This is a genomic window from Paenibacillus contaminans (assembly GCF_003285015.1).
Taxonomy (GTDB): domain Bacteria; phylum Bacillota; class Bacilli; order Paenibacillales; family NBRC-103111; genus Paenibacillus_V; species Paenibacillus_V contaminans.
In genome coordinates, this window is record NZ_QMFB01000050.1 from 1 (window position 1) to 12146 (window position 12146).

9 protein-coding genes are annotated in these 12146 nt (G+C 53.6%); 1 reads left to right on the plus strand and 8 read right to left on the minus strand.

Translation table 11 applies throughout. The features are described 5' to 3' along the window. Window positions 1-588: 588 nt before the first annotated feature. The 4 genes from DQG23_RS39430 to pdxR all read right to left on the minus strand — a co-directional run bounded on the left by DQG23_RS39430 (window position 589) and on the right by pdxR (window position 7305). Window positions 589-2592 carry a methyl-accepting chemotaxis protein gene (locus DQG23_RS39430; RefSeq protein ID WP_158560936.1) on the minus strand — a complete coding sequence of 668 codons (2004 nt, stop codon included), beginning with the start codon at window positions 2590-2592 and terminating at the stop codon, window positions 589-591. A gap of 222 nt (window positions 2593-2814) precedes the next feature. Beyond that, window positions 2815-3651 (minus strand): helix-turn-helix domain-containing protein, encoded by an 837-nt coding sequence (locus DQG23_RS39435; protein WP_113036552.1) that lies wholly within the window; start codon window positions 3649-3651, stop codon window positions 2815-2817. A 186-nt stretch (window positions 3652-3837) separates the two neighbouring features. Beyond that, window positions 3838-5580: a methyl-accepting chemotaxis protein gene (locus tag DQG23_RS39440; RefSeq protein WP_158560937.1), complete on the minus strand. Its 1743-nt coding sequence runs from the start codon at window positions 5578-5580 to the stop codon at window positions 3838-3840. Between the two features lie 57 nt (window positions 5581-5637). After that, window positions 5638-7305, minus strand: a complete 1668-nt coding sequence (pdxR, locus tag DQG23_RS39445; protein WP_113036554.1) for a MocR-like pyridoxine biosynthesis transcription factor PdxR — start codon at window positions 7303-7305, stop codon at window positions 5638-5640. Between the two features lie 433 nt (window positions 7306-7738). Here pdxR and DQG23_RS39450 point away from each other — a divergent pair, with 433 nt between their 5' ends. Beyond that, window positions 7739-8365, plus strand: a complete 627-nt coding sequence (locus DQG23_RS39450; protein WP_113036555.1) for a pyridoxamine 5'-phosphate oxidase family protein — start codon at window positions 7739-7741, stop codon at window positions 8363-8365. A gap of 262 nt (window positions 8366-8627) precedes the next feature. On the opposite strand, the gene DQG23_RS39455 is transcribed toward DQG23_RS39450, so the two are convergent. From DQG23_RS39455 to DQG23_RS39470, 4 genes are all read right to left on the minus strand, one after another. Then, the gene (locus tag DQG23_RS39455) at window positions 8628-9470 is read right to left on the minus strand and encodes a hypothetical protein (RefSeq protein WP_113036556.1); all 843 of its coding nucleotides are present in this window, start codon (window positions 9468-9470) and stop codon (window positions 8628-8630) included. A gap of 270 nt (window positions 9471-9740) precedes the next feature. Next, a complete protein-coding gene (locus DQG23_RS39460) occupies window positions 9741-10424 on the minus strand; it encodes a hypothetical protein (RefSeq protein WP_113036557.1) in 684 nt (227 codons plus the stop codon). Beyond that, a complete protein-coding gene (locus DQG23_RS39465) occupies window positions 10421-11317 on the minus strand; it encodes an ABC transporter ATP-binding protein (protein ID WP_113036558.1) in 897 nt (298 codons plus the stop codon). Before DQG23_RS39465 ends, DQG23_RS39460 begins: the two co-directional genes overlap by 4 nt. Then, window positions 11314-11685 carry a GntR family transcriptional regulator gene (locus DQG23_RS39470; RefSeq protein WP_113036559.1) on the minus strand — a complete coding sequence of 124 codons (372 nt, stop codon included), beginning with the start codon at window positions 11683-11685 and terminating at the stop codon, window positions 11314-11316. Before DQG23_RS39470 ends, DQG23_RS39465 begins: the two co-directional genes overlap by 4 nt. Between the last annotated feature and the right edge of the window lie 461 nt (window positions 11686-12146).

Sequence of the window (12146 nt, forward strand, 5' to 3'; positions counted from 1 at the left end):
AGAGGGTGCTCGTACTATTCAAAGCCGAAATCTTAGCACCTACAGGAATGCTAATAGTGAGGCAAACCTCATTGTTTCTAGCCGAAAACCCGTGTTTTGGCGGCATAATGAGGCAAACGCAACTAATAGTGAGGCAAATGAAATGAATAGTTGCGTTTGCCTCACTATTTGGCGAAAAGGAGCGTTTTACCGGTAGAATAGTGAGGACAGCCTCATGAACAATAAGGTTTTCTCCACTAATCGCATGGATCGTGCATAAACCATTGCGAATTCCGTGTTTTTCTTTCGTAACTAGGGATTCGGATAACGGACATTACCTGGTAAACTGGTGTCATGCTACGAAACGTAATCCCTAGTTAAAGCGTTGAAAGGCTACTATTCGTGTAATAGGATCCCGGATAATTCATCAAAGCTTCCTCCTCAAGCGGTTATCGTTCCTGGAACGACCGCTGCTTGCAATATAGGGAACAAAACCTTATACGCTAAAAAACGCACTGATCGAACAGTGCGTTTTTCCTTATCATTTTCCTCATATCGAAAAGATGTCGCGTTTACGTACCCCCGGATTCTTTCATCTCCGGAACACTCCTACTCTTTCCCGTCGATGCGGAATACGGTTACCGCTTGCTTCAAGTTCTGTGCAAGCCGGTTTAACGAGTCCAGCGACTCGGAAACGCCCTTCATTGCCGAAAGCTGGTCTTCCGTGATGGCAACGATTTCGTCCGTGCGTTCAGCGGAACGTTTGGCTATCGCCGCCGTTTCTTCCACGGTGGCGGTCAGCTGCTCGGAGCTGGCGGACATCTCTTCGGATACCGCGGAAACATCCTGCATATCGGCGGAAATTCGGCATACGGCTTCATAAATCGTTTGAAACGCTTCATCGGCCCGGCGAATGCTAGCCGCTCCGTCGCTTGCCTCATGCGCTCCCTTCTCGATGGCCTCCATTGCGTCAACCGTATCGGCCTTTATATTGGCGACAAGCTCCTCGATTCGCCCGGCGGCTTCTTCCGATTGCCCGGCCAGCTTACGCACTTCGGCCGCGACCACCGCAAATCCTTTTCCGTGCTCGCCCGCTCTAGCCGCTTCAATATTGGCATTTAATGCCAATATATTCGTCTGCGCCGCGATTTTGGCAATCATCTCGACGATCGATCCGATTTCCTCGGAATGCCCTGCCAGCCTCTTCACTACATTCGATGAGTGCGCGACCGCTTCACCGATCGAGGCCATCTGCCTGCACGTCTCCCCAAGCAGCGCATTTCCGGCTTCGGCATCCTTTGCAGCCTGCCGCGAAACGTCGGCCACGCGGGACGAATGCTCGGACACCTGATAGATACCCTTCGACAATTCCTGCATCGACCTCGCGCCTTGCTCGGCACCCGACGTCTGTTCAGCCGCTCCGTCGGCAGTCGCTTGCATCTCCAGTACGATCCGCTGGCTTCCTTGGGCTGTTGTGTCCGCGCTGTTCGCCAGCATGCCTGCTGAAGCCGCAACCTGATCGGTCGTTTCGCGGATTTGCGCTACGATCGATTTGTACTGCCGGATCATCGCTTGCAGGGAAACGGCGATCAGCCCGATCTCATCATTTCGCCGCGCTTGCGCTTCGTTAATATGACCGGTCAAATCGCCCGAGGCCATCTTCCCCACTATGCCGGAAAAGTGGAGCAAAGGCGACAACACACGCCGCTGAAAAAAAACAGCCAGCAAAATAACAAGCAGCAGCAGAACGCCTCCGACGATCAGACTCAGCTTGTCGATTTGGTTCGATACCCGCTCGCTGGTATCCGACGGGCTTCCCACGTACATAACGCCGAGCGGTTTGCCGTTGATGTCGGGAAACGGCGATACGACTTCCGCCAGCCTTTCTCCATTCAGCGATCGCGACTGAAAATATCGATATTCCGAATCGTTCTCCGCCTTGGCCAGATGCGCCCGCAGCAAGCTTTCAACATCATCCCGTGTTCCAAGCGGCGCTCCCTTAGCCGGCAGCAGTGCCAAGTCGGCATGCAGCGTTTCTTTAATATCCGCTAACGCCTCTTTGTCGGGAAATCTTCCGAATACAAGGAGCGAGTTGGGCTTCGCATTCTCCGTCTCGTCCGTTACTTTCGCCACGCCGAGCACCGCGATTCCTTGAGCCGTTTGAACAAATCCGGAAAACACGTCTTCCTTGCCAAGGCGCTCCAGAATCTCCGGATAAGCCAGCTTTCCGGTAAATTCGGGAACGTCTCCGCTTTGCGTAATGACGGTTCCGTCCAAACCGATTGTGCTCGTAAAATGAACGTTTGGAATTACGCTGTTTGAGACGTTGACGTTTTTCTCGATCCACACCAAGTCTTTCTGCTCAACCGCATTCCAGAAATCTTCCCAATGCGCGTTCGTAATGACGGAATCCAGCAGGCTTTTGCCGATTTTATCCGTCAGCTTATGAGCCGCGGCGGAAGCGTCGTAAGCGTGATCCCTTTCGATAGTCTCCAAGCTGCTCATCATCGAGGTATAGTAGGTGTAACCGATAACCGTCATCGGCAAACCCAGCAGAACGATAAGCAACAGCACAATTTGAATTCGCAATGAAAAAAAGCGAGAACGCCCCATCCGACAGACACCCCTGTTATATGAACTGGTCCGTATTGGAAATCGATGAAATGATAACACGAAATACAAGGATAAATGGTTACGCCGTCCCAATTGCTTCCGAAGAGGCTTCGAAAGCATACGCAAAGAACAGGTGCCTTTACCGGGAATGCCGAACAATCGGCGGAGGATAACTTTCTGCGACTTGGACAAAAGTAACCCTATTTTTCATCGTCCGTCCGTTTACCGAAGCTCGGAAGGACTTTTGCCCGTATGCTGCTTGAATTGTCTGCTGAAAAAAAAGACGTCCCGATAACCCAGCACGCCCGCTACCTCGGACACGGACATGCCCGCGTAACGCAGCAGATGCTCCGCGCGTTCCAGACGCATCCGGATGACGTAGTCCTGCACCGATTCGCCGATCAGCTCCTTGAATTTGGCGGAAAAATAACGCGGCGACAAATTGGCGCGCGCCGCAAGATCCTCCAGCCTGTGCGGCTTGCCGGCATGAAGCTGCACGTAGTTGGCCACCTCGCGGATCGCTTCCTTTTGCTGCACGCTGCCTTCTCCGGTCCTTTTCGTCCGGTACGGCTGCGCTAAACCGTCCGAGTCCATTTCGTCCGATGCAGTACGATCATGACGAAGCAAATGAATCATCAGCTGCTTCAAAAGGAGCTGCGCTTCCTCCTCGGCCGCAAACGCTTTGCCTAAGAATAGCCGCACATAACGCGTCAGCAGCCGCTCCATTTCGATGGCATCCTGCTCGGGGAGCACTCTGTATGGGTTAGGCACCTCTTGCGGCACCGAACGGATATCGAAATGGATGTAGGTAAGAACAAGCGGTTTCTGCGCGTTATGCGTTGCCGTCGTCTCATCCCCGGGCCGGAACAAAAAACAGCTGCCGCTCCTGACCTCATACGGGGTTCCGTTCCGTACAACCTCGCCTTCCCCGCTCCACACATAAAATAAATCGTAATTTTGCAAAGGCTTCTCGCGTTTTTGCCATTTCCAGGCAGGCTCGCACATAATTTTGGCAAATGCCGATTTTACGACAAAATCGCTTGGCGATACGTTCAGCATGACGTACGAATCTCCTTCACAACTCGATTCCTTACCATTTCCATTATAGACAATCGCAGCTAATATTTCACGCGGTCCCGGTTCGGCAAATACGCGTCCTCCTAAGATATTCGTTTATCCCCTGCGAAGAAGCCCATGTCATCGGTTCGCATACGGAACGAAAGACATAGGCTTCCTAATATCGGTTCATAATTTGAACTTGTTGATTTCCTTCTGGAGCGTGCCCGCCATCTCTCTGAGCGTAGTCGCCGATCCGGCGATTTCCTCGACGGCTGCAAGCTGCTCCTCCGAGGAGGCGGCGACGCTTTGCGAGCTTTCGGAGGCATTCCTCGCGATGCGCGACAGCTCCTCCAGCGAAGCGGAAATTTCCTCGCTGCCTGCGGACATTTGCTCCGCGGCCGCCGATACCTCCTGCACCTGCTCGGTTACGTGCTGGAACGATATGACAATTTTTTGGAAGGCGACGCCTGCTTGGCTCGCAATTTCCGTTCCTGTCTTCACTTCCTTCGAGCCTTCCTCCATCGCTTTGACGGCGCTGTCCATGCCGATGCCGATACCTTGAAGAAGCTCCGCGATTTGATCGGACGATTCCTTCGACTTCTCGGCCAGCTTGCGGACCTCGTGAGCGACGACAGCGAAACCTTTGCCGTGCTCGCCGGCCCTTGCCGCTTCGATCGATGCGTTAAGCGCGAGCAAGTTCGTCTGATTGGCGATATCGCTGATAATGTCGACGATATGCCGGATTTCGACGGAGCGTTCGTTCAGCTCATGCATGAGCGCGGAAGTTTTTGTTACCGATTCATCGATTTTATTCATCTGACCTACGGTTTGCTGAATGACCTCATTGCCGTTATCCGCATCACGCGAAGCTTCCAACGCAAGCTCGGACACCGCCGCAGACGAGTCCGCGATCCGCTCGACTCCCGCCGCCATTTCGCTCATCGCTATCCTGCTCTCTTCCGCGCTCTTCAGCTGCGACTCCGAGCCGGAGGCGACTTCCTGGATCGAGGCCGCCACCTCGTTCGTCGCCTTGGAGGTTTGATCCGCGCTCATCCGCAAATTTTCCGAGGATTCCATGACATCGTCAGCCGTATTTTTAATATTTTCAACAAGCTTACGGATATTGCCGATCATCGTATTAAAATTGGCCGACAGCCTGCCGACTTCATCTTGATTATGAACGGGCGCCGAAACGCTTAAATCTCCTTGCGCCGCGATCAGCGACAGCTCGGACAAACGGCGCAGCGGCCTGAGGGTGTAACGAAGCATAACGACGATAACGGCGATAAAAAGAATTTCCGCGCATACGGCGATTATGGCGAACTCTTTCGTATTTTTGTCCAAATCCGCTTTGACTTTGCCGTAATGGAAATCAAGGCCGAATACCGCGATTAATTGTCCCTTGTCGTTTTTGATCGGACTGACCATCGATACCCAAGTATCTCCCAGGTCTTCGAACTCCTCCGAAATGCCGATTCCGTCCTTAAGCGCTTCTTCATAGGCTTTTTGAAAAATCGGAGGAAGCTCGTAATCCGAAAGCGGTCCGACTCCGCTCTGCTCCAGCGCCTTGTTGACGTAAAGCATTTTCAAGTGGGGCTTGCCGTCTTTCGTATACACTTCAGGAGCCATAATATAGCTGTTCGAAATCATATCGTTCTTGGTCATAGCCTCAAGCTGTTCCGCTATCCACCGGTTGGATTGATCCTCCATAAACTGGGCCGGCTGCTGGTCCAGTTTGCCTTTGGCCGCCTCAAGCGTATCGGTTCCCAAATCGATTTGCGCGTGCAGAGCCGTTTGCAGCTGCTCCATGTAATCGTAATACTTGTCTTTCTCGCGCGTTGTGGAAACCCACACAAAGATGGTAGATAACGCCACGATCATGATCGCTAAAAAAACGGATGATTTAAACACCAGGCTCCTATTTCTCATTCGCTGTCCCCCTACATACTCTTCTAAGAGATATTTCGACATCGGGAACAGTTTTGTTTAGTAGCAACTTGTGGAAGTAACGCCCTCGGCGGTTTTCGCCATCCTTGCCACGGCTTCCCTAATCTCATGCTCGGACAGGTGGGAAAAACCGAAAACCGCGCAAAGCCGCGGATCGCCGGCATAGCTGGCAGTCCCCTCGAACAGCTGTACGCCGTTTCGTTCACAAGCCGCCAAATAACTCCGCAATCGTTCAGCGGATCCCTTCCACCAAGCAAATAGGTGCAAGCCCGCATCGGTCGGCTCGATGTCGAACAGGCCGCCGAGCTTTTCGCGGAGCAGCGTCTCAAGCAGCGCATATTTGCGGCTGTACACCCGCTTCATTCTGCGCAGATGACGCTCGTATTGGCCGCTGTTCATGAATGCCGCCAATGCACGCTGCTCGAGCAGAGAAGCCGGGTGCGGCTCGAACAGCTGCTTCGCCTTGGCGAAAGGCACCAGCAGACCCGGCGGCAGGACGGCATAGCCGAGCCGCAAATTCGGCACCATTGTCTTCGTGAAGGTGCCGATGTAAACGACGCGGCCGTCGCGGTCGAGCGCCTTAAGCGGCTCGAGCGGCCTGCCGTGGTGGCGGAACTCGCTGTCGTAGTCGTCCTCGACGACGATCGCGCCGCGTTCCTCCGCCCACTGCAGCAGCTGCTGCCGCCGCTCCAGCGAGAGCACGGCGCCGGTCGGAAAGTGGCGGCTCGGCGTCACGAAGGCAAGCCGCGCGTCCCAGCGGCTTACTTCGATGCCGTGGCTGTCCACGCGGACCGGCAAGAGGCGCCCGCCGGCAGCGTCGATCGCGCGGCGAATCCCTCGATAGCCGGGATTCTCCACGACGACGGCGTCGCCGGGCTCTACGAGCAGCTGGATCAGCAGCGCAAGCGCCTGCATCGAGCCGCTCGTCACGGCCACGTCGCCGGCCTCCGCCGCGATGCCGCGCTCCCGGCGCAAATAACGCGCGATCGCCTCGCGCAGCGGACCATGCCCGAGCGAGGCGAACGGTTCCTCGCGAGGCTCCGCGAGCAGCTCGCGCGCTTCGGCGTACAGGCAGCGTTTCCATGCCGCCGCCGGAAAAAGGCGCATATCGGGCGTGCCGCTCTCGAACGAGATCATGGCCGCGCGAGCTTCAGCCGAGGCTCGCGGTGCCTGCCCCGGCCCGCCGGGACGGGGGCCGGCAAGCATCGGCGCTCCCGTCCGAGCGGCCTCGCTCTCTGCGAGCCCCGCCGTCCCCTGTTCCGCACCTTCGCTAATGCTGCGCTCCGCAGCATCCCATTCGGCGCTCCCGTCGTTTGTGTACTTTGTCGGTTCGGAACCTTCTCCTCCTGTACGCTCCTCCGTCCTGCGGCCACCGGCCGACAGCAGCGGCTGCGCATCTACGCGTCTGCCCCATGCGGACAACCGCAGAGGAACGCCTCCCCGCGGCGCGGCATCGCCCCCGCTGTTGAACGTTACATAAGTCCCGCTGCCTACGCCTGCCGATACATAACCTTCCGCAGCCAGCATCTCGTAAACCTGGTTAACCGTGCCGCGCGACAAGCGATACGACGCGGCGAGCTCCCGGCTAGACGGCAGCTTGTGGCCGTCCGGCAGGGAGCCTGCCGCGATGGCGTCCTTGATCGCATGGAACAACGCCAAATATTTCGTGCCGTACCGCTCTTTATACGTTTCGAACGGAATTTGCATAAGTCCGCCCACCTTTAAATGGTCTATAAATATGGATCATAAGCAATCTAATTTCCGAGCCAATTTATAATTGCTATCATATCACTAACCTCGAAGTTACATCCAGAACAGTTAGGAAGCAAGGCATGCAGCTGCGCCGTATTCCTCAACATTTACACTATGGGCATCTTTCAATGCCGCACTGAACGCCGAGAACGACTGCGCCGCATATGGTTAACCATCTTCCTGAAGTGCCGCATCGCAAGTTTGGGGCATCATGCCGTCCATTTTCAGTCGACAATAAATACCCCCGCAGCGCCATACGGCATTTTCGGGGGTCATATCTTTTGCCTAGCACCATGAAAATGGACCAATAAAACTAACCAAAAATGGATCTTTTTCTATACCATCACTCATTATATGATGGATAAAAACATTTGGAGGTTATTCGCATATGAGAAGAGGAGAGTTTTCCATAGAAGAGCAAGCGGAAATCGATGAATTTCTTAGCGGGATGTCGTTCGGATTCCTTGCAACTACGGGAGAGGACGGATTTCCCCATATTACGCCGTTGAACTATGCATACGCGAACGGACATGTATACTTTCACGGATCGTACCGCGGGGAAAAAATGAAGGAAATCGCCGCCGGCAAAAACGTTTCCTTCGCCGTTGCCAAAGAGTTCGCCATCATCCCGTCCTACTACAGCGATCCGGCTATGGCATGCCCGGCTACCGCTTTTTTCAAATCCGTCCATATCCGCGGCGAGGCGGAGCTCGTCAAAAGCTTGCAAGAAAAGGCCGAGGCGCTCACCGCGTTAATGCGTAAACTGCAGCCGGAAGGCGGTTATGCCCTCATCTCGCCTGACGATCCCGCCTATTTGCCGGAGTTAAAAGCCGTTTCCGTCGTACGGATTACGATCCGCGAGCTGACCGCCAAATTTAAATTCGGGCAGAACTGGGAGGAACAGAAGCGTGTCGATGTGATGGAAAAGCTTTGCGAACGCAATCGTCCCGACGACGAGGAAACGGCGAAAATGATGCGGAAATATTGCCCTGCGCACAGTGATAAAAATAACTAGCGGGTGATCGCCGCTGGCAATCTTTCAATTGACGAAGCGAAATGGAAAAACAACAGTTAATTTTCACCAATTCACCTGTTTTAGATATCTTAATGGAAATCATACCGTTATTTTTATCGAATTTCCCCAAATACGCAGATATCCCTAAAATTAGCTGTATGTTTTCCCGCTAAATGTCTATTTCTCGCCTGGTTACTGAAAATAGCTGCATGTTTTCCAGTTGGCGCCGTTTCTTCACGCGTAGAGTAGATCGACGATCGCCCTACGGCAGCGCTGCCTTCCCCGGAAAGTCCTCGCTTCTATTCACGATTGCCAGCATTTGATACACTTCGCGGCGGTCCCCGGGAAGCGAGGCTTCGGCAACCTTCAACTGGGACGAGCCGTCGCCGTCGAGGAAAACGCCGTCGACCGGTTGCGCGTTAACGAGCGTTTCTTTGACGGCGGTGCGGAACTGCTCGCCCGTGCTTTTCGTCGGCGTGACGATCATCCACAGGTAGCCGTCCCGGTCGTAGACAAGCCCTGATCGCATCCGCTTCTCGTCGATCGCAGGCAGCCCTTCCTCGAGCGCCTGCGCATACCATCCCGCATCGTCGCCAAGCTTCATGCTGATGCCGCCCTGCGCCCAATACCGGCTTCGATCGGTTACCGTCAAGCCGTCCGGATCCTCCGCCACCTGAACCGAAAACGTTCCGGCCGCTTCGTCCCATACGAGCGTGCCCTTGCTGTTGTCGATATTGTACCAGCCGCTGCCATAATCGCCGGCCGCTCCTTTGAGCGGTTTGTCATTGACTACTGCGATGCTGAGCAGGCTTCCTTCCCAAAAAAAACCGCCATTAATGCCGTATTCACCCGTGTCCGTCACATTAGACGTTATCGCCTTCAGGTCGATATTGCGGGGCAAAGTGCGGATGAGATGCAGTTGTACGCCGTTCGGCGCCTTAACTTTCGCGTAGCGGTAATCGACCGGCTTGCGCGGCTCCGGCTTTTTCTGAAACAAGTAGATCGTGCCGATAAAAGAAATGGCGGCGAGCAGCAAAAGAACCGCCGGATACCATATCCTGTTTGCACGCCATGTCGGCTGCAGCCGGTTTTCGTTGCGAATCATCGCCCGTAACCTCCGTTATTCCGTTTTCAAGCTTGTCCGAATCTGGAAAACATTAGGTTAATCATACCGTTTTCGAATTCGCATTTCAATGAACCGATCGGACTACCGCCGCCCGCAAAAACAGCGCCAAACCTGCATAAACCGGCAAGCTGCGCGATTATTCGCGGCGCCCTGCCACACGCCTGCACTTATATGTGAAGAACCCATCCGCACCTAACGGATAGGTTCTTTCACGTTTGCCGAGACGGAATTGCTTATGCCTCAAGCGGACTAATTAACCGAAGACCTGCGCAGCAAGCCGTATGACACAAGCATGTAAACGACTATCGGCAGAGCCATCCATAAGGCCAGCTCAAAAGCCGTATGCCGGCCGAACCACTCGAACATATCAAGCCACCAGGAATTATAAGTGAGAAGAAACGAAGCGATGGATATGACCAAGAAAGAGATTATGAAAAAAGCGAACATGCCCGTGCGACCGTACCTCCTGTGAATGCTTGCAATCGCAAAACCTAGCATAAACATATGGACCAGCAAAATGAAGAAAATGATAAACTGCTCGATTAGCGTGCCGTCGTTTAAATAAGGGAGGGTAAAAAAGCGAAGATTGCCGCCCCAGCCGTTCGTTGCGCTCTCGATCGCTCCCAAAATAAGCAATAAAATAGAAGTCAATGCGCCGATCAATCCTGCCATAACTAACGTGCCCGTATAAAAATCCGTTCTCCGGATGCTGAATCCGATTGCGAAAGGAAAGGTTTGCGACAGCACGATTGTCCCCGCCACCAGCATAAAGATGAAGATGGACGAGAGGCCGCCGGAATAGATCGTTTCATCGACCATTGAGCCGATAACGATGTTCACGATAAAGCTTGACGATAAAATGATCCAAGGCAAGTATAGCCACATAAATTTGTCTCTCAAATGCAATTTCAGAACGCTGCCGGTCCGGTTCATACCGCATCCTCCGTTCTTGTATCCGATTTTCCGTTCGTTAAATGAACGATCAGCTGCTGCAGCGATACCGGCGCGAGCTCCAGACCGGCGGCCTCCGCCTGTTTGCGTTCTCCCGCCTCCAGATTTCCCAGCACGGTAACCGAAACCAAACCTCCGAACGACTCGCGGTGAATCGTCTGTTTGCCTGAAGCGAATGCCTCGACTTTCGCTGCCGGTCCGACGACGGTGAACGCCTTGCCGCGAAGCGAATCGGTATTTTCGTCGAGCAGCTTTCTCCCTTTATCGATGACGATCACATGCTCCAGCATTTTGCTGACCTCGTCAATTAGATGCGTCGATAATATGACCGTCCTTGGATACATACCATAATCTCTAAGCAAGTGATCGTAAAAAAGCCCTCTCGCCACGGCATCCAGTCCCAAATAAGGCTCGTCGAAAATCGTAAGCGGGGCGCGGCTCGCGAGACCGACCGTAATGCCGACTGCGGAAAGCATCCCTCTCGACAGCTTCTTCATTCGCCGCTTAAGCGGAAGCTGAAAATCTTTAACAAGCGAATAAGCGAACTCGCGGTCCCAATTAGGAAAAATAACGGCCGACAGCTCCAGCACGTCGACGATGCGATACGTATCCGGATACTTCTGGCTCTCTTTAATGAAACAAATTTGACTAAGGACACGGTTGTTCTCGTACGGCGCTTCGCCGAACACGCTGATTTCCCCGCTCGTTGCAAAAAGCTGCGCCGTTATCATATGCATGATCGTCGTTTTGCCGGCTCCGTTTCGTCCTAGCAGACCGTAAATTTTGTCCGCTTCCAGGGCGAAGCTGATATCCTCCACTGCCGTGACGTTTCCGTAGCGCTTCGTCAATCCCCGCACTTCGACAATTCGATTCATCGTTTGTCAGCCCCTCTCCGGATCATATCGCTAAGCTGATCGGCCGTAATGCCCAATTTTTCCGCTTCGCGCATCATCGTTACGACATATTGCTCGTAAAACTGTTCCTTCCGCTTTTCCATCAGAATCGCGCGTGCACCCGCCGCCACAAACATGCCGATCCCCCGCTTTTTGTACAAAATTTGTTGATCCACGAGCAAATTCACGCCTTTCGCAGCCGTCGCCGGATTGATCTGGTAGAAGGCGGCGAACTGATTCGTTGAAGGAACCTGCGATTCTTCCGGCAATCCTCCTCCGATGATGTCGTCTTCGATACGCTCGGCAATTTGTACGAAAATCGGCCGGCTATCGTCCATTTGCAACCCCATGCCTTCACCACCAAACTGGTTAATTACTTATGTAACTAACCATACAAGTTAAACGTCTTTTTGTCAACTTGCGCTTTGCCTATTTTCGAAAATAACCGTCATGCTAAGCCGAAATCGCGCCTGCCGGTATTTGGGAAGCTACTGCTGCACTTTGTTGCTGACGCCGCGCTTCGATGCTGAAACGTCGCTTTGATGTTGACGGCGCTTTTGTAACTGAACTGTACTTTGTTGCTGACAAGTCGCTTTGATGTTAACACCGCACTTCTATAACTGAACAGCACTTTGTTGCTGACACGTCGCTTTGATGTTGCGCCGCAATTTTGTAACTTAATTGCACTTTATTGCCGTTTTATCTCAGCAGAAGCGCCAACCTTGTCCCCCCTCTCAGGCCCTTGAACGGCCGCGGCGTCCTTGCCGTTTTTTGCCGGTTCGGAAGTGACGCGCAGAGGCTTAAATGTTAT

Coding starts and splice junctions, on each gene's coding strand:
- DQG23_RS39430 (WP_158560936.1), bottom strand. CDS start 2,592: ATGGGGCGTTCTCGCTTTTTTTCATTGCGAATTCAAATTGTGCTGTTG.
- DQG23_RS39435 (WP_113036552.1), bottom strand. CDS start 3,651: ATGCTGAACGTATCGCCAAGCGATTTTGTCGTAAAATCGGCATTTGCC.
- DQG23_RS39440 (WP_158560937.1), bottom strand. CDS start 5,580: ATGAGAAATAGGAGCCTGGTGTTTAAATCATCCGTTTTTTTAGCGATC.
- pdxR (WP_113036554.1), bottom strand. CDS start 7,305: ATGCAAATTCCGTTCGAAACGTATAAAGAGCGGTACGGCACGAAATAT.
- DQG23_RS39450 (WP_113036555.1), top strand. CDS start 7,739: ATGAGAAGAGGAGAGTTTTCCATAGAAGAGCAAGCGGAAATCGATGAA.
- DQG23_RS39455 (WP_113036556.1), bottom strand. CDS start 9,470: ATGATTCGCAACGAAAACCGGCTGCAGCCGACATGGCGTGCAAACAGG.
- DQG23_RS39460 (WP_113036557.1), bottom strand. CDS start 10,424: ATGAACCGGACCGGCAGCGTTCTGAAATTGCATTTGAGAGACAAATTT.
- DQG23_RS39465 (WP_113036558.1), bottom strand. CDS start 11,317: ATGAATCGAATTGTCGAAGTGCGGGGATTGACGAAGCGCTACGGAAAC.
- DQG23_RS39470 (WP_113036559.1), bottom strand. CDS start 11,685: ATGGGGTTGCAAATGGACGATAGCCGGCCGATTTTCGTACAAATTGCC.